This window comes from Cuspidothrix issatschenkoi CHARLIE-1, from assembly GCF_002934005.1.
Classification (GTDB): Bacteria; Cyanobacteriota; Cyanobacteriia; order Cyanobacteriales; family Nostocaceae; genus Cuspidothrix; species Cuspidothrix issatschenkoi.
In genome coordinates this window covers 7432-25823 of record NZ_PGEM01000058.1, presented here as the reverse complement: position 1 = coordinate 25823, position 18392 = coordinate 7432, and the positions used below count along the sequence as shown (strand labels likewise).

Genomic DNA, 18392 nt, shown 5'->3' with positions numbered 1-18392 from the left:
TACACTCTCATAACTTTCAACTCCGTTCCCTGTTCCCTGTTCCCTATTCCCTGCTATATTTATTTCAAAATAAGAATTGCTGCTTGGCTAGATTGCAATCACTGATTTTGCCATTTTAATTAAAGAATTTATATTACCTGCTTTTAAGCCAATCCCATATTGTACACCCTGTTGTCTCCAGGTTAAGGTAGCATCTGAACAGTTAGCGCCACAACGAAAATCTGTAAAATAGGCAGTAATATTTTTAGCTAAAGATACAGGTTTACCAGTTAATTTAGGTGTTGTATTTGTTATTTTTTCTCCGGTAATGATACCAAGACGGCAGGCCGTTCCACCTGAACAGTTAGGGCTAAAACCTAGTAATATTTCATACTTATTTTTTGTAGAAGTTTCGATAATAGCGTAAAGGGGATTTTCCCCATCTGATTCAATCACATACTGGGGTAATAATATCTTTATTTTGGTTTTTGCCTTGAGGTGCGATAAAACTGGTTTAAAAACTGGGTGAGACTGGGTACTTTTTTGTGCTAATTCCTGTTTAACTGCTATTTGCGGCGGATTTTTCACCCCAGCTAAGGCTATATCTTGAAAATTTCCCAAACAAGTTAAAACCATTAAGGCAAATAAAGTATTGGTATTTCTGGAAATATTGATCATTTTCAAAAAGTTAACTATCAATGTATTTTGGTTTTCAAAATTAGCCCTGCACTTGAAGTACCTACGGTGTACATTCACTATTCCCCCAGACTTGGGGGTTAGGGGGCATTAAAACTAAATCACATACCAGAATCCTCATTTCTGGATTTAGCTTTGGCCTTGTTAGCGCTGCGTTTAAGAGCAGAAAGTCTAGCTTCATATCGAGAACGCTGACGTTTGCTAGGAGTATTTTCTACCAAAGTTTTTAAGGCACTACCCAGACTTTTATAGGCATTAGGTAAACTATAACCAAAACGAGTTGCTAGAGCGATCGCTTTTTCGTCAGCATCTAGCAATTCTTTAATTTGTTTATCCCCATTATTTTTTTGATAGAGTCGCCAACCGGAAACACCACAAAGGGCTAAAGCTAATACTAGCAATAATCCATCCTGTACCCATAATTCACCCACAGCGCCACCTAAACCAATAGCCAACGCTGCCATTTCCCAACCATCTTTGGGAATGGTATCGTTTTGAACGCGAGCAACTTCGTGCCAAAACAACAAATTACGCTGATCCATTGCTAGAGCATCCCATTTTACCAAGTCAATTTGAATTTCTACTTGGTCTTTACCAATTTCCTCACAACGGATCAGAGATGGATTCACCTCAGTTGTACCTTCAACTGATACCCAACTTTGTAATTCTGGCGGTAGTAAACTTTTCAGCCGCCGGAGTTCGCTCATTTCTGCTTTAGCAGAGGAGGTTGCATAGGATGTCATAAAAATCCAGACCTACAAAATTTCACTATATGATCAGGTTATCACTTTGCCTTGTAGTGATTGTGGTAGTGATCCGCTTATTCATCGGGAAAACTACCGCGCTTTTTCCGCGCTTCCATGGCTTTTTCTAGGAGTTCTAATAATCCGGGAGCTTGTTCTTGAATACTTAATAATAACCTTTCTCCTAAGTCTAAATTCCCCGGATCTTCTCCTGTTTCCATTACTTCCTGCAATCGTGGCAGAGCAATAGTATCCACAATTTGGATTAATCCGCTTAAGCAACGGTTAAATTGTCTTTCTGTTAGCATGGAATCCTCTAGGGGAAATTCAATGATAGCGCGGATTTCACCATCGGATGGATCATATTCCCATTGCAGCATTTTTGTTTCCCAGGAAATGGCCAGCATCGTCTGGAGGATAGCATTTTTATGGGGATGGTCTTTGACTTCCGCCAAAACCTGCGGTGCAAATAGCCGAAAAAATTTTCCTTCTTCATCCAGTTGAACGACTATGAGGAAATCTTCGATGTTTTCAGCTTCAACACCTGTAATAATGCGGTCTTCGTCTTCATCAAAACGGTAGTCCCAACCAAGATTATCTAGGTACTTGGCTATTTGTTTGAGATTTGCTGCCATAAAAGCCTCGTAAGGAACAGTGGAGAGGCTGTCACCAAAACTATCTTAACCTGCTAGGGACATTTACTCAATTATTCTCCGGTGATGAATAAGTAGTGATGGCGGTTGACTGCTGACCTCTGCCCCCCTGCTCCTGTTGACTGTTGCAAAACTTAACAAGGCTAATACTCAAAGTCTTTTTTATGAAAGCACCGCATTTTGGTAAACTTGAAAACTGAAATAGCTAAGAAAACGACGCTAAGACAAGCAATATAGAGGGCAGATTCCGTGGAAAATACAATTGGTTTAGAGATTATTGAAGTAGTTGAGCAAGCTGCGATCGCCTCTGCAAAGTGGATGGGTAAAGGCGAAAAGAACATTGCTGACCAAGTAGCAGTGGAAGCTATGCGTGAACGGATGAACAAAATCCAGATGCGTGGACGCATTGTGATCGGTGAAGGGGAACGGGATGATGCCCCTATGCTCTACATCGGTGAAGAAGTTGGGATCTGTACTCGTGAAGATGCTAAAAACTTCTGTAAACCTGATGAATTAGTCGAAATTGATATTGCTGTTGACCCCTGCGAAGGTACAAACCTCGTAGCTTACGGACAACCCGGTTCAATGGCCGTTTTAGCAATTTCTGAAAAAGGTGGTTTATTTGCTGCTCCTGACTTCTACATGAAGAAATTAGCTGCACCACCAGCAGCTAAGGGTAAAGTTGATATCAACAAATCAGCTACAGAAAACCTCAAGATTATTTCTGAGTGTCTAGGTCGCTCCATTGAAGAACTTGTAGTCATTGTCATGAAGCGCGAACGTCACAACGATTTAATCAAAGAAATTCGTGAAGCCGGCGCAAGAGTGCAATTAATTTCTGATGGTGACGTAGGTGCAGCTTTATCTTGCGGTTTTTCTGGTACTAACGTTCATGCACTCATGGGTATTGGTGCTGCTCCCGAAGGTGTAATTTCCGCCGCAGCTATGCGTGCTTTAGGTGGACACTTCCAAGGTCAGTTAATTTACGATCCAGCAGTTGTAAAAACAGGTTTGATCGGCGAAAGCAAAGAAGCAAACATAGATCGTCTAACTTCTATGGGTATCACTGACCCAGATAAGGTTTATGATGCTCATGAATTGGCATCTGGCGAAACAGTTCTTTTTGCTGCTTGCGGTATCACCAGTGGTAACTTGATGCAAGGTGTACGCTTCTTCCACGGTGGTGCTAGAACTCAAAGCTTGGTTATTTCTACCCAGTCTAAAACTGCCCGCTTTGTAGATACCATTCACATGGCCGAGCAACCCAAAGTTATTCAATTGCACTAAGAATTGGTGATTGGTGATTGGTGATTGGTAATTGGTGATAGGGTGTGGAGTCCAGAATGAACAAACCTATTACCCATTACCTATTATCCATTACCTATTACCCATTACCCATTAACAATTACCTATTTAAGAAATGAATATTGCAGTGGTGGGGTTAAGTCATAAAACAGCCCCTGTAGAAGTTAGAGAAAAATTAAGTATTCCTGAACCTCAAACCGAAAGTGCGATCGCCCAACTTCTGAGTTATCCTCATATTGATGAAGTCGCTATTGTCAGCACTTGCAACCGCTTAGAAATTTACATTGTTAGCAACGAAACTACCCAGGGTATTCAAGAAGTAACTCAGTTTCTTTCTGAACATAGCAAAGTCCCCATCATATCTTTGCGACACCATTTATTTATGTTGCTCCATGCTGATGCAGTGACGCATATTCTCCGAGTTGCCGCTGGTTTGGATAGTTTGGTATTAGGTGAAGGTCAAATTCTCGCCCAAGTTAAAAATACCCACAAACTCGGACAGCAATTTAATGGCATCAAAACCATCTTAAATCGCTTATTTAAACAAGCCCTAACCGCAGGTAAACGAGTTCGCACAGAAACCAGTATAGGTACAGGTGCAGTTTCCATTAGTTCCGCCGCCGTAGAATTAGCACAGATGAAGGTAGAAGACTTATCTACATATCGTGTGTCTATTCTCGGTGCTGGGAAAATGTCCCGGTTACTTGTACAACACCTCATTTCTAAAGGTGCAACTCAAATTAGTATTGTTAATCGTTCCCGTGGCCGCGCTGAAGAACTAGCGAAACAGTTCCCGGAACAACCTATACAAATCCATTTACTCCCAGAAATGATGTCAGTGGTTGCCGCTAGTGACATAGTATTTACTAGTACATCTTCCACAGAACCAATTTTAGATCGAGCTAAATTAGAACAAGTCTTAGAAACACATCAACTTTTGATGTTATTTGATATTTCTGTACCTCGAAATGTAGATGCAGATGTAAATGAATTGGTAAATGTCAAAGCATTTAACGTTGATGACCTCAAGGCAGTTGTAGCCCAAAATTATGAAAGTCGCCGTCAAATGGCACAAGAAGCAGAGAAAATTTTGGATGAAGAACTAGAAGCTTTTGATGTCTGGTGGCGCAGTTTAGAAACCGTATCTACAATCAGTTCCCTACGGAATAAAATAGAAACTATCCGCGAACAAGAATTACAAAAAGCATTATCTCGCTTAGGTTCAGAATTTGGCGAAAAGCATCAAGAAGTAATTGAAGCCTTGACACGGGGGATAGTGAATAAAATTCTTCATGATCCCATGGTGCAATTACGCGCCCAACAAGATTTGGAAGCTAGAAGACGATGTATGCAAACTCTCCAAATGTTATTTAACTTAGATGCAGAGGAGCAATTTAGCTAAAATCAGAACTTACCAAAAAATCAGACAATAGCGGTAATTCATCAATTACCGCTACTGAGAAACGATAAAAAACCCCAATTTCAAATTTTATATGTCGCCTCATATCCAAGCCTTAATTTCATTACTAGAAACTCTTCCCTTTCATATCCAAGAACAAGTAGTAGAACATCTACAAGAATATATTCAAGAATTGAAAACCCATTTAGAAACTAATCAAATACAACCAGAAACAGCATCACGACCTGCAATTAATTATCCAGAAAATCCACAGCCAAGAGTAGAAAAAACAGATTATTTATCCGAACTTTCCTCAGAAGAATTGGAAGCATTGAATAATTGTCAAGAATTTCCTACATGGTCTCCCTTTGATTCACAGTAACAATTCATATGTATCATTTTATGACTATTCTCACAACTTCCTCAAAGTTTTGATTTAACCTAAAGGTAGATAATATAAACCTGTTTACAAGACAGGTACACCCAAAAATATTGATATTAAGGATGACTTATGGCTATAGATACTCTGGCATTTATGACCACAATGGAAAATAGATTTGGTTTCACCGCTGAAGATAAATCTATTTTGCAAGCAAATGCCGCTTGGGGTGAAGAAATTGCAGCGGAAATGGCTGCACATTTCTATGGATATTTAGGGCGTGATGCGGAAATGAATGGGATTATTAATGCTACTGAGGGCAGAGTTCAGAGACTTACAGATACATTTATCAAATGGTTTGGGGAAATGTTCACGGGTATTGATAATTGGGGTGCTGTTTATGCCCAACGGCGTTGGCAAATTGGGGTGGTTCATGTGAAGGTGGGAATTCAACCCCAGCATATTGTTCCAGCTATGTCTACCGTAATTAATGAAGTGGCAAAGAGACTCAAAGCTGAGGGCAAATCAGAAGAGTTAAAAGATGCTTTAGGGCGAATTTGTATGATTGATTTAGCTTTTATTGAACAGTCTTATGTGGATATCTCAGCATCGGCTGTATTACAAGAAACTGGTTGGTCTTCGGCTTTATTAAAGCGGTTAATTAGCACTGGTGCAGCATCTATTAATTAATAGGACTAGAGAAGCCCAGGAGCAAAAATTTTTCTCGTTCCCATACTCAGTATGGGAATTACCTCTATTTTATAGGCAAATTATTGGGGTCAATTCCCTGCGATCGCAAATAAGTTATGAGCCGTTCTTTTTCCTGGCGTTCCTGATCTGCGCGTTGGGACTCCTGTTTAATCCTTTCTACAGCCCAAGGTAACAAATTACCTGATTGATCCCACCATCGCAACCAATAGCCAGTGCGCCCTTCCTTTGCACCTTGCCAAGTTCCTAAAAATAGTCCCATTATATCAATCCAATGACGACCATTCTCATCTGGTTGCTGTAATTCATAACGCCCATGTTCCAGGTGATAATATTCTATTAATCCCCCATCTGGATCAAAAATGATGTAAATGCCAACTTGTAAAATTTGTTCATAAAAAAACCATCTTCCTGGCGGATAGGTACGCTTGACTGAATATTCTCCACCGTCTTTATCTGATAAAAATTCCATTACAACAGCCGGTATATCCCCTTCTAAATTGGGTGTATAGCTTTTACGTTCTGCTAAAATTTCTTTAACTGAAGGCACATATACCCAATCAGGTGCTTTAGCTATAAACTGCTCATTTAATGTGGCACAAAGCCCAAAATTGGCAGCAATTAACATCTGTGGTTGAATAAATCCACTGATTTCTAAACTTTCACGCAAAGCCCCCGCTAATAGTGGTTGTCCCGTATTTTCCACTGGTTCATCCTCTAACTGAAAATTATCGGGTAAGGCTTCCCAAGAGATGACCAGTCCAGTCTGTGATTTGGTTTCACTGAGTAGGGTTGCCATAAACACTACCTTTGGTTCGATTTATTTTTATTGTATCCGATAGTTGAGTAAAGTGCTGTACTAGAGCAGGAGGCAGAGGGCGGGATGCAAGAGGAAAAGCCTTATCCTGTATGATTTTTAAGTTTCAATTTGTATCTCATGCAACTGCATACCGCTATAATATATGTTTCTTGTAAATATCAGAAAATATATTGTATAATCTTCTCAGTCAAAAATATCTTTCTGTTAGTAGAAAAAATATGGATCAACCAATTCTTAAATTTATTTTTACCCAAAATTATAAAAATCTCTCGTTATCTCAATCCGTAGAGTTAAAAAATCTTAATATTTTTATAGGATCAAATGGTTCTGGAAAAAGTAATTTCATCAGTACATTAAAATTTTTAAAGGATTGTTTAACTAATGTTTCTGATGAAAGTCGTGGTATTACATCTTTTGAAGAAGCAATTAGTAAAATTGGCCATGATAGAATATTAGATAATAGTGTTGCTAGTCCTGCGGTCATTAAATTTCAGTATGGTTTTTCAGAACAATTACAAGATACGAGTCAACTAAAAAATTCAGTTCTTGATCTTGATTTGTTTGTAGATAGGAAAAAACAGAAATTAACTATTCATCAAGAATCTTTATATAGTGGAGATAATTTAGTAAATCCAGATTTATCACCTTTTTATTATTATAAATTTAATGATCCAAAACTGCAAAGAACAGGTAAAGGTGTGATCTCAGTATATAATCAAGGTGAACAGAAATCAGGAACACATTTTGAAGTATTAGATAATATTCCTGCAAACGTTCTAGGTTTAAATGTACTTCCAGAATTATTAGAAAATAGTCAGAATAAACTGATAACTACACCTGGTTATAAAATTAGAAGAGAGTTAATTGCATTTATTTCTCAATGGCAATTTTATAATGCGAATAACATGGATTTACATCAAATTAGAAATTCAGAACCAAAAATAGGAGGAAATGATATTTATTTATCTACATCAGGAAATAATTTACCTTTAGTATTTGAGAATTTAACCCAGGAAAATATTGACTTTGAAGACAGCATCAATAATGCCATGAAGTCCATTTTACCTAAAACCCGTCGTCTGCGTTCTGTTCGTTCTGGGCGATTATCATTAACATTAGAATGGCATTTTGAAGATATTAAAGAACCATTTTATCTTACAGAAATGTCAGATGGAACGGTAAGAATGTTATGCTGGGCGACTATATTACATTCTCCTGTTTTACCCTCTTTATTAGTTATTGATGAACCAGAATTAGGTTTGCACGTATCTTGGATGCCAATTTTAGCAGAATGGATAAAACAAGCTGCTAGAAAAACTCAAATTATTATCACTACTCATAGTCCTGATCTTTTAGATCATTTTACAGATTGCTTAGAAAATGTTTATTGTTTTTATTCTCAAGATAAAACCCATTTTTCTATGAAAACACTCTCTCATGAAATTTTAGATCAAAAACTAGAAGAAGGATGGCAATTAGGTGATTTGTACCGTGTAGGAGATCCCACTGTGGGAGGATGGCCGTGGTAGTTTGGGTATTTGCAGGTGGTGGAGACGCGGAAGTTAGAGGATTAATTCCTTTTTTAGAAAAGAATTTTCCCGGTTGTCAATTTGAACGGAAAACACCAGCAAGAATAAAACCAGGACCAAAACCTGGTAAGGTGACTGGTTATGGAAAAACAGGTAAGAGTTTAATTGAACAAATTACTCAAGAATTACCTATTGCTTTGCAATGTGAACCCAAAAAATGTGATTTAATTTTAGTTTTTGATGATTTAGATTGTCGAGATGTTAATTCTCAAAGAGAGAAGTTTATATCAGCAATATCTAAAATAACTGAATGTCATGATATTCCTCAATATATCGCTTTTGCTGCTCCAGAAATCGAATCATGGATTATTGGAGATTGGGATAATACTATTGCTAAACATCCAGATTTTCGCGGTAGACATGAAAAAATGCGTTATTGGTTAAGCAAACAGAAAAATATCCCACTTAATAATCCTGAATCTTTTAGTAAATATGATCAAGATAGAGATTGTTGTCAAGACAAATTATCTCAGCTAATAGTTGATAGCAGCATTTCACTAGAACTAAACTTTGATATCCAATCAGTCCGATTTTCTAAAGGATTACATACACCTTTGTTATTACTAAAAATATTCCCGGAAAATTTACAAAAAAAATGTCCTTTATTTCGTGAACTTTATAACTATTTACATGATTTTTGTAAAACTAAGATACAATAAAGGGCGGAGAAACCCCGCCCCTACAAGTGTTTAAATTTCGCAGCTTAATTCGCCGGCTTTTTGCGTAAAACGACGATTTTCTCGATAATCTACTCGACAATCTATCACGGCTGGCACGTCTTGGGCGAGCGCTTCTTTGAGTAAGGGAACTAAGTCTGTTACAGATTCAACTCGATAACCTTTTAATCCCATACTTTCGGCAAATTTGACAAAATCAGGATTACCAAAATGGACAAAAGATGAATTACCTAGTCCAAATTGGTTTTCTTGTTTCCACTCAATTAAACCATAGCCACCGTCATTAAAAATCAAAGTCACAAATGGTGTTCCTACTCGCAAAGCTGTTTCTAGTTCTTGGCAATTCATCATAAAACCACCGTCACCAGTAACAGCCACAACTTTTCGATTTGGATAAACTAATTTTGCGGCTAATGCACCAGGAATGGCAATACCCATAGCGGCAAAACCATTGGAAATAATGCAAGTATTGGGACTATGACAATGATAATGTCTAGCAATCCACATTTTATGTGCGCCCACATCAGAAATGACAATATCATCGGGACCCATCACTTGCCGCAAGTCATAAATTAATTTTTGCGGTTTGATGGGGAATTCATCATCTTTGGCGTATTCTTCATAATCAGCACGAATGTTAGAACGTAAACCAATGGAGTAAGGATTGGGTTTATTTTGTCGGTCTGCTAATTTTAAGATTTCATTGACAGAATCAGAAATATCTCCCACTACTTCGACTTGGGGAATATAACTACTATCAATTTCCGCAGAAGTTGCCGCAATATGGATAATGGGAATTGCGCCTTCAGGATTCCATTTTTTAGGAGAAAATTCAATTAAATCATAGCCAATGGCGATGACTAAATCGGCATTATCAAAGCCACAGGTAATAAAATCTCGTTGTTGTAATCCCACAGACCAAAGTGCTAAGGGATGGGTATAGGGAATAACACCTTTGCCCATAAAAGTATTCACAACAGGAATATTCATTTGGGTAGCAAATTGCGTTACTACGTCGCTAGATTTGGCGCGAATTGCGCCATTTCCGACTAATATAATGGGATTAACGGCTTGGGAAATTGCCGCAGCAGCAGCGCGAATACTGGCAAAGGAAGCATAGGTTTTTTCACTACTATCCTTATTTAAAGGTTTGCCTTCTACGGGCATGGCGGCGATATTTTCTGGTAAGTCAATGTGAACTGCACCAGGTTTTTCTGTTTGCGATCGCTTGAAGGCTTTTCTCACTACTTCCGGTGTAATACTCGGTCTAACAATCTGTTTATTCCATTTAGTAACTGGGGCAAACATAGCCACCAAATCTAAATATTGATGGGATTCAATGTGCATTCTATCTGTTCCCACCTGGCCAGTAATTGCTACTAATGGCGCACCATCTAGGTTAGCATCTGCAACTCCTGTCATTAAATTTGTTGCCCCTGGTCCAAGGGTAGAAAGACAGACTCCAGCTTTACCCGTTAACCTACCATAAACATCAGCCATGAAGGCTGCACCCTGTTCATGACGGGTGGTAATAAATTGAATTGATGATTTTTTTAAAGCTTCCAAAACGTGCAAATTTTCTTCACCAGGAAGTCCAAAAACATATTGAACTCCTTCGTTTTCTAAACACTGTACTAACAATTCTGCGGTATTCATAAGTTTGGTAATTGGTGATTGTTTAATTTTCTTCTTTCTTATCTCTTCCGCCTGAACTCCTGTACAAGTGAACGGCCGTTCGCCCCTACTCCTGAACTTTTACTTCACCCAAACTGTTTTCACATTGACAAATTCATGTAAGCCTTGAACACTCAATTCACGTCCGTAACCAGAGCGTTTAATTCCCCCAAAAGGTAAACGGGGATCGGATTTAACCATGCCGTTAATAAATACTGCACCAGCTTCAATTTCTTCAATTAGGCGATTTTGTTCTTCTGTATTTGTTGTCCATGCACTTGCGCCTAAACCAAAGGGACTATCGTTAGCTAATTTAATCGCAGTATTGATATCAGGAACTCGGAATAACAATGCTACAGGCCCAAAAAATTCTTCTTGGGCAATGGGTTGATCTACGGGAATATCTATGATAATTGTCGGTGGGTAAAAGTTCCCCGGCATTTCTGTTAAAGGATGTCCGCCGGTGAGAACTTTACCACCACTTTTTACCGCATTTTTAACTTGTTGGTCTAATTCTTGGAGAATATTGGGAGTTGCCAAGGGTCCTAAATCTGTATCTGCTTCTAGGGGATTTCCTATTTTCAAACTTTGAAATTTTTCTAACAGCAACTTTTCAAATTTATCAGCCACAGATTCAGCAATTATAAAACGTTTAGCGGCAATACAAGATTGTCCATTATTTAACATTCTGGCTGTTACTGCGGTGCTAACTGCTGTTTCTAAATCTGCACTTTCTAAAACAATAAATGGGTCACTGCCCCCCAATTCTAAAACAGTTTTTTTGATTTGTTTGCCAGATGCAACTGCAAGGGATATACCTGCTGCTTCACTGCCTGTGAGAGTAGCAGCTTTGACTCGATCATCTGCCATTAAATCGGCAACTTGGGTAGCACCAATTAATAATGTTTGAAATACACCTGGGGGAAAACCTGCACGGTTAATAATCTCTTCTATTGTTAGGGCGCACTGCGGCACATTAGAAGCGTGTTTAAGTAAGCCTACATTACCCGCCATAAGTGCGGGTGCTGCAAAGCGGAAAACTTGCCAAAATGGAAAATTCCAGGGCATGACGGCGAGAATTACCCCTAAAGGCTGATATTTAACAAAACTATGACTAGCATCAGTTTTAATGGTGACATCAGCCAGAAAACAGGGGGCATTTTCGGCGTAATAACGACAAACAAGGGCGCATTTTTCAACTTCTGCGATCGCTGCTTTTAATGGTTTACCCATTTCTAGGGTCATTAATTTGCCAAAATCTGCCTTTTCTTGGTCTAAAATGGTCGCTGCTTGTTCTAACCAGTGCGATCGCTCTTTAAGAATTGTGTGACGGTATCCTGCAAAAGCTTTTTCTGCTAAATCTAACTTAGCAACAATTTCTACATTTTTTAGTGGCTCAAAGGTTTTGAGCGTTTCCCCAGTGGTGGGATTAATGGTAGCTATAGTCATTTGTAACCTCCCATGAAAACAAACTTCAGGTAGCTGACTATTGTTACAGCTATCATATCTGTTAGTGTTAGTAATTGGTAGTTAGGAAAAAATAATTACTCACGAACAGGTTTTAGGGTGGGCAATGCCAACCAACCTTAACAAACAAACTGCAAAATGTAAATACAGTTTTTCCGGAGCAAATCTTTAGTTATCATCCAACGCATCCAGATCTGATATTTGACTCATTTGAGTTTGATACAATTTTACTGAACGATCAATGCCTTTAAAACGATAATCGCCAATATCGTGAAAATCTGATTTTTTTGCCAGCATTTTGTAGGTAACTTCACTAATTACACATTCACCAGGAGAACAAATTCCTTCCATTCTTGCTGCTAAATTAATTGTTGCTCCTAAAGCCGTATAGTCTACCCTTTGAGAACTACCAACATCCCCGACTACAGCTTTACCACTGTTAATAGCAATACGCAATTGTAAGGGTTCTTGCCAAAAATTATTTTCATTGAGTTGTTGTAACCGGGTAAGCATTCCCTTCGCGGATGCTACTGCCAGAGCTGCATGACTTGGATCTGGATCAGGAGCGCCAAAAAATGCCATAATACAGTCGCCAATATATTTATCCAAAGTGCCACCATATAAAAATACTTCTTTTAACATTTCTTCAAATAAATTATTTAATAATTCGGCAATTTCCGTAGGCTTGAGTCGTTCAGAAATGGCCGTAAAACCGACTAAATCTGCAAATAAAATACTAATTTCGTTTTCCGTAGGAGCTAAACGCCCATCAGATGAACCACCCACCGCTATCAATTGTTGAACCACAGCAGGAGAATGATATCGTTCCAAACGGTGTCGAATTACTTCTTCGTGTCGGAGCTTTTCTACTAATAGGGAACGTTGGACACTGGAAGCAACAATATTTGCTAAGGCTGAAAAAAAGCTCAGTTCTTCTTCTCCCTCACTTTCCCAATGATGGGAAGAAAGACTAGCATCGGCGTAGAGAACACCAATTACATTATCTTTATCCCATAGTGGGACTGCCATAGCACTACGAATACCTTTAAATAATATACTTTGTTCACTAGAAAATCTTTCATCGGCTTGAGTATCTGCACTTTGAATGGCAATTTTTTCTGCAAATACTTTTTGACAAATACTGCGACTAATCCAATTACTATCTTTAGCTAAAGTTTGCTTTTCACCAATCTCTCTAGTGGCCGAATTGATTAACTCCAACTGACCAGAATCATTAAGTTTAACCAATAGTGCTAATCGCTCAATACTATCAAGATAACGAAATACCACTTCCTGCACTTGGGTGAAAATTTGCTCAATAGATGCAGCTCCACACAGATTTCTAGCTATATTTACTAAGTCTTTTAACCGAGCAATAGTTTTATCTTTATTATTACTGTTTCCATTAATTCCACTGGCATGAATCCATTGGTGTTGTAGTTGTTCTACATCACGAAAAATAGTTATTTGTTGATAATTATTACCTAGTGTTGACAAACTTTGTTTATATTCATTATCATCAGCCATTGGAAATTTCACGACTAATTTAATATTGCCCAAACAAATCACATCATCATGAGATAATGCTTGGAGTTTAGTAATTATAGACTGATTAACTTGTGTACCATTTTTACTACCTAGATCCTCGATAGTCCACACACACTCACCAGTTTTTACAATTCGCGCATGATTGCGGGAAATGCCTCCATAGGGTAAGAGAAGGTTACATTCTGGCAATCGTCCGATCATAAATATGTCTTGATCTACTAGAATTGTTTTTTCGGCAGTTCCTTCTTGTTGGAGGATGAGTATGAGTTGATTCATGAGTGTTATGAGTAGTCGTGCAAAATAGATTTCATATTCAGGAAAAGTGACAGGTGCTACACCACAGTGACAGGTGATAGACAAGAGATACAGAGATTTCTATTGTTTTCCCAAATAGACATCTAATGGTAATTAAATGTGTATAACCACTAAACCCCTGTGGGGACAATTCATGAATTGTCCCTACGATAATTTTTACTCCTATGTCTACTGCACTCAAATTAGGATGATTGCAGAGATAATACAGATGACAAATAGACATCTGGTGAAAAAGAATCTGAAACCCTTAACCTGTCTAGCTGAAAACCTAATTTCCGCAGAGGTCTACTACCTAAACTGGGGGCAATTCTAAAGGTATATTACCTAAAAGTCCTTTGCGAAAATCAGTAATCATTTGTCTGGCTGCCCTTTCCACATCTCCTTTATAGCGATGTTCTGCGAGGGCTTGTAAATAAGCTTCTCCTGTGTGTATGATAGAATCTAGATCATAGCGTGTTAGTAAGGGATGAAGTGGTAAAAAACTAGGATATTTTTCTTGGAGTTCATTCAGTATATCTACAAATGCTCCAGCAATAAGTTGATTATCGTAGGATGCTTCTCCAATATCATCACAAATAGCTAATTTGACTCCTGCGGCTTGATTGTCCAGTCTAGCAGGAATGACACCTGGGGCATCTAGTAATTCTAACTGATCAGAAATTCTCACCCATCGCAATTGACGGGTAACACCGGGACGGGCAGCACTTTCTACAACTCGCTTACCTAAGAGACGATTAATTAAAGCTGATTTACCCACATTAGGAAAACCAATGACAACAGCACGGACAGGACGGGGTAACATTCCTCTTTCTTGACGGCGTTGGTTAAGTTCTATACCTGCTGCTTGGGCGGCTTTGGCAACTGCGGTGACACCTTGACCATGTTGGGCGTTGGTAAAATATGGAACTTCACCTTGACTTTTAAACCATTCTATCCACCGCGATCGCACTTGTGGGAAAATCATATCCAGCCGATTAAGTACCAAGATGCGGCTTTTACTTCCCACCCATTCATCCATTTGGGGGTGGTTTGTGGCTAAAGGAATACGCGCATCTCTTACTTCCAATACCACATCCACCCGCTTTAGCTGTTCCTTGAGATTTTTCTCAGCTTTGGCAATGTGGCCTGGATACCATTGAATCAGATTTAATTTGTAGTTTTGTGTAATTGACATTTGTTGTTTGTTGTCAGTTGTCAGTTGTCAGTAGTAAAAATATTCCCCCCTGCTCACCTGCTCCTCTGCCCCCTGCTATATACGCGATTGATGTAAAATTAAACGGTTGCCATCTGGGTCATAGGCATAAATTTCTTGACCGTGGGAAGCTTGATAAATTGCTCCGGGTGGAGGATAACCTAAAGCTGTTAGATGAGAGATGGCTGTTTCAAGATTATTTACTTCTAAACATAAACTTAGTGAACTTTGGGAATGAGTGACAAATTCCAGGTTATTGGCTGGTTTGGGTTGAAAAATACCTAATATTAAACTAGGGATTTGAAACTCGGCATAGACTAGGGGAATGAGTTTTTGTGGTTCTTGTTCTAATAATTGAGCATAGAAACTAACTATATTAGCAAAATTAACCGTGGCTATGGTGACAATTACACTATTATATTGCATATTTACTTTTGGAGTGATCCAAGGAAAAAAGTTAGTCAGTAAACTCGATTTTATAGATATAGATATGCGTCCAGATGCCCGTGAGGTAAGGAAAGCACTGGCAGTTAAGCTAATTTATCAAGGGGAGACTTAAGTGGCTATGGGGGAAAAGTGACCAAGAAATCACAGTTTCAGTTGTTAATGAACTGTCCAGAACAAAATCCAATTGGGGATATTTGGTTACAAGCCAAAACATGGGTTCGGTGTTTCTGTGCGTTTATACCAGAATTCTAGCGTTTAAACTGGATATTTGAGTGGTTTATTCGACACACTACCTTTGATTTTGACACTCTTCAGATGTACGGAATTTATTCAAAATTCAAATAGGAGTCCTATATATACAATAGAATATATGAAAAAGGAGTTATATAATTATTCGTGATTGCTTATTCTTACCAAACTTTGCAGGACTTACGCAAAATAGGTTTTTGATTACTTCGTGCGTAAGTACTACTTTGGTTAGAGTAGCTTCATTTATTGCAAAGTACAGCTTTTTTCATCTAAGAATGTTGTTTTAAACAATCAAAATTGTCAAACAGCATACAACCAAGTAAATCTCAAGTCCTTTGTTTTGATTATTTCCCTACTGAGTCTAGCCAACAATACCCATGTCTACGATAGAGAAAGAATTTAATGTACAATTTTGGGGCGTTAGGGGTAGCATACCCAGTCCAGGCTTAGAAACTGTTCGCTATGGAGGTAATACTCCTTGTGTTTCTATGCAAGTAGGTGGTAAAAGATTGATTTTCGATGCTGGAACAGGATTACACGTTTTAGGCCAATCCTTATTACCGAAAATGCCAGTGGAAGGTCATATATTTTTTACTCATTCCCACTGGGATCATATTCAAGGATTTCCCTTTTTTACGCCAGCTTTTATCAGTGGTAATAAATTTTATATATATGGAGCGATCGCCCCAGATGGATCAACCATAGAACAGCGTTTAAATGATCAAATGCTGCATCCTAATTTCCCTGTACCTTTACAGATTATGCAGTCTAAGTTGACTTTTCATAATGTGCAAATTGGAAATTCCATTCACATTGACGACGTTATCATAGAAACGGCTCCTTTAAATCATCCCGGTGAAGCAGTAGGATATCGAGTTAATTGGCGAGGTGGTGCTGCTGTTTATATTACTGATACTGAACATTATCCTGATCATTTAGATGAAAACGTATTGTGGTTAGCGCGGAATGCTGACGTACTCATTTATGATTCTACATATTCTGATGAAGAATACAGCAACCCCAAATCACTGAAAATTGGCTGGGGACATTCCACTTGGCAAGAAGCGATAAAAGTTGCTAAAGCTGCTAATGTGAAAACTTTAGTTATTTATCACCATGATCCAGCCCACAATGATGATTATTTAGATCGTGTAGGTGAAGAAGCTCTTGCGAGTTTTTCAGGTGCAATTATGGCAAAAGAAGGATTAGTTCTAGCAGTGGCTGTTAAAGATAATTGTGGTTGAGAGGGAATAGGAAGGATCAAATGGTAAAAAACCAAGAAGTGTTCATTGCTTACCGATCAACATCGTCTATGGGATCTCAAACTCAATTTTGTTCCCTGCTCAAGAAAGTCACTCACGGGTATTCATCTGATCACCTCCCTATCGGGTAGGTGAGAGGCTTTTACTATTTAAGCTAAAATAACATATACAAATACACAAACTGTCAAAATAGTCAGTATTTATTATTTGTCATACAAATTCATAGTTATTTATGCCTACAACTACCTGGAATCGTCATCATATTCTTTCTCTATCTGATTTTACTATAACTGAATATAACGATGTTTTACAAACTGCAGCCTCGTTTCAAGAAGTACTATCAAGACGCACAAAAAAAGTTCCCACTTTACAGGGACAGGTGGTAGCAAATTTATTTTTTGAACCTTCTACCCGGACTCGTAGTAGTTTTGAAATAGCGGCTAAACGACTGAGTGCAGATACTCTTAATTTCTCTGCAGCTACATCTTCTATGACGAAGGGAGAAACAATTTTAGATACTGCAAAAACCTATTTAGCTATGGGAACTGATATTATGGTGATACGCCATAAAGATGCAGGAGTTCCTCAAGCGATCGCTCAAGAAATGGATCGTTTAGATGTTAAAGTTAGCGTTCTCAATGCTGGTGATGGACAACATGAACACCCATCTCAAGGATTATTAGATTTATTTACAATTTGTAGTTTAATTGATCCAGAACAACCCCGGATTGAATTATTAGCAGGTAAAAAAATTGCTATTGTCGGCGATATTTTACATTCCCGTGTAGCTCGTTCTAATATTTGGAGTTTAACCGCTAGTGGTGCAGAAGTACATCTGGCCGCACCACCAACTTTATTACCTAAATTCTTTGGTGAATATTTAGGAGTAACAGAAAATTCAGACCGTTTATTTACCCATTGGCAACTAGAACCAGCTTTAGAAAATGCTGATTTTGTCATGACTTTGCGTTTACAAAAAGAACGGATGATAGCCAATTTATTACCCAGTTTACGAGAATATCATCAACTATTTGGCATTACCCGCAATAAGTTAAAATTATGTAAACCTAACGTTAAAGTATTACATCCAGGCCCAGTAAATCGAGGTGTAGAAATCAGTTCAGATTTAATGGACGATCCTGAATTTAGCTTAATTCAAGCTCAAGTTACTAGCGGTGTTGCTGTGCGGATGGCACTTTTGTACTTTATCGGTAGTGGTAGGGCTTAATTAGGGTTTGCTGAAAAAGTTGTCTGTGAGGAGAGGGAACTCTTAACAGGGAACTCTTAACT

At 38.4% G+C, this 18392-nt stretch carries 17 protein-coding genes and 1 pseudogene; 9 read left to right on the top strand and 9 right to left on the bottom strand.

Features of this window, described 5'->3' with window-relative positions; all coding sequences use genetic code 11:
* Positions 1-87: 87 nt before the first annotated feature.
* The 3 genes from CUN59_RS08855 to CUN59_RS08845 all read right to left on the bottom strand — a co-directional run bounded on the left by CUN59_RS08855 (position 88) and on the right by CUN59_RS08845 (position 2053).
* Positions 88-657, bottom strand: coding sequence for a hypothetical protein (locus CUN59_RS08855; protein ID WP_104387502.1), 570 nt, complete (start codon positions 655-657; stop codon positions 88-90).
* 119 nt (positions 658-776) lie between these two features.
* On the bottom strand, positions 777-1418 hold the full coding sequence (locus CUN59_RS08850) for a DUF3318 domain-containing protein (protein ID WP_104387501.1): 642 nt from the start codon (positions 1416-1418) through the stop codon (positions 777-779).
* 77 nt (positions 1419-1495) lie between these two features.
* Positions 1496-2053, bottom strand: a complete 558-nt coding sequence (locus CUN59_RS08845) for a type III secretion system chaperone family protein (protein ID WP_104387500.1) — start codon at positions 2051-2053, stop codon at positions 1496-1498.
* A 267-nt stretch (positions 2054-2320) separates the two neighbouring features.
* Between CUN59_RS08845 and glpX the strand changes: the two genes are divergently transcribed.
* From glpX to CUN59_RS08825, 4 genes are all read left to right on the top strand, one after another.
* Positions 2321-3358, top strand: a complete 1038-nt coding sequence (glpX, locus tag CUN59_RS08840; RefSeq protein ID WP_104387499.1) for a class II fructose-bisphosphatase — start codon at positions 2321-2323, stop codon at positions 3356-3358.
* Positions 3359-3491: 133 nt separating this feature from the next.
* Positions 3492-4778, top strand: a complete 1287-nt coding sequence (locus CUN59_RS08835) for a glutamyl-tRNA reductase (protein ID WP_104387498.1) — start codon at positions 3492-3494, stop codon at positions 4776-4778.
* 91 nt (positions 4779-4869) lie between these two features.
* Entirely contained in the window at positions 4870-5157 is a 288-nt protein-coding gene (locus CUN59_RS08830; protein WP_104387497.1) for a hypothetical protein, read from the top strand.
* Between the two features lie 129 nt (positions 5158-5286).
* On the top strand, positions 5287-5844 hold the full coding sequence (locus tag CUN59_RS08825; RefSeq protein ID WP_104387496.1) for a protoglobin domain-containing protein: 558 nt from the start codon (positions 5287-5289) through the stop codon (positions 5842-5844).
* 64 nt (positions 5845-5908) lie between these two features.
* On the opposite strand, the gene CUN59_RS08820 is transcribed toward CUN59_RS08825, so the two are convergent.
* On the bottom strand, positions 5909-6661 hold the full coding sequence (locus CUN59_RS08820; RefSeq protein WP_104387495.1) for a Uma2 family endonuclease: 753 nt from the start codon (positions 6659-6661) through the stop codon (positions 5909-5911).
* A 239-nt stretch (positions 6662-6900) separates the two neighbouring features.
* On the opposite strand from CUN59_RS08820, the gene CUN59_RS08815 reads away from it, so the two are divergent.
* Together CUN59_RS08815 and CUN59_RS08810 are read left to right on the top strand one after the other, a co-directional pair.
* The gene (locus tag CUN59_RS08815) at positions 6901-8211 is read left to right on the top strand and encodes an AAA family ATPase (protein ID WP_104387494.1); all 1311 of its coding nucleotides are present in this window, start codon (positions 6901-6903) and stop codon (positions 8209-8211) included.
* Positions 8205-8930, top strand: a complete 726-nt coding sequence (locus tag CUN59_RS08810; RefSeq protein WP_207765390.1) for a hypothetical protein — start codon at positions 8205-8207, stop codon at positions 8928-8930. The genes CUN59_RS08815 and CUN59_RS08810 overlap by 7 nt, the downstream gene beginning before the upstream one ends.
* Before the next feature lie 30 nt (positions 8931-8960).
* Here the strand turns inward: CUN59_RS08810 and CUN59_RS08805 are convergent, their stop codons facing one another.
* From CUN59_RS08805 to CUN59_RS08785, 5 genes are all read right to left on the bottom strand, one after another.
* On the bottom strand, positions 8961-10604 hold the full coding sequence (locus CUN59_RS08805) for an acetolactate synthase large subunit (protein ID WP_104387493.1): 1644 nt from the start codon (positions 10602-10604) through the stop codon (positions 8961-8963).
* A 99-nt stretch (positions 10605-10703) separates the two neighbouring features.
* Positions 10704-12071 carry an NAD-dependent succinate-semialdehyde dehydrogenase gene (locus tag CUN59_RS08800; RefSeq protein WP_104387492.1) on the bottom strand — a complete coding sequence of 456 codons (1368 nt, stop codon included), beginning with the start codon at positions 12069-12071 and terminating at the stop codon, positions 10704-10706.
* A gap of 186 nt (positions 12072-12257) precedes the next feature.
* Entirely contained in the window at positions 12258-13913 is a 1656-nt protein-coding gene (locus tag CUN59_RS08795; RefSeq protein ID WP_104387515.1) for an adenylate/guanylate cyclase domain-containing protein, read from the bottom strand.
* A gap of 331 nt (positions 13914-14244) precedes the next feature.
* Entirely contained in the window at positions 14245-15126 is an 882-nt protein-coding gene (gene ylqF, locus CUN59_RS08790; RefSeq protein WP_104387491.1) for a ribosome biogenesis GTPase YlqF, read from the bottom strand.
* A 75-nt stretch (positions 15127-15201) separates the two neighbouring features.
* Positions 15202-15570, bottom strand: coding sequence for a VOC family protein (locus CUN59_RS08785; RefSeq protein WP_104387490.1), 369 nt, complete (start codon positions 15568-15570; stop codon positions 15202-15204).
* Positions 15571-15753: 183 nt separating this feature from the next.
* Here CUN59_RS08785 and CUN59_RS08780 point away from each other — a divergent pair.
* The 3 genes and pseudogenes from CUN59_RS08780 to CUN59_RS08770 all read left to right on the top strand — a co-directional run.
* Positions 15754-15936, top strand: a pseudogene (locus CUN59_RS08780) (IS630 family transposase); the annotation flags it as partial.
* 281 nt (positions 15937-16217) lie between these two features.
* Positions 16218-17084 carry an MBL fold metallo-hydrolase gene (locus CUN59_RS08775; protein ID WP_104387489.1) on the top strand — a complete coding sequence of 289 codons (867 nt, stop codon included), beginning with the start codon at positions 16218-16220 and terminating at the stop codon, positions 17082-17084.
* Between the two features lie 250 nt (positions 17085-17334).
* Positions 17335-18330: an aspartate carbamoyltransferase catalytic subunit gene (locus tag CUN59_RS08770; RefSeq protein WP_104387488.1), complete on the top strand. Its 996-nt coding sequence runs from the start codon at positions 17335-17337 to the stop codon at positions 18328-18330.
* Positions 18331-18392: the final 62 nt, after the last annotated feature.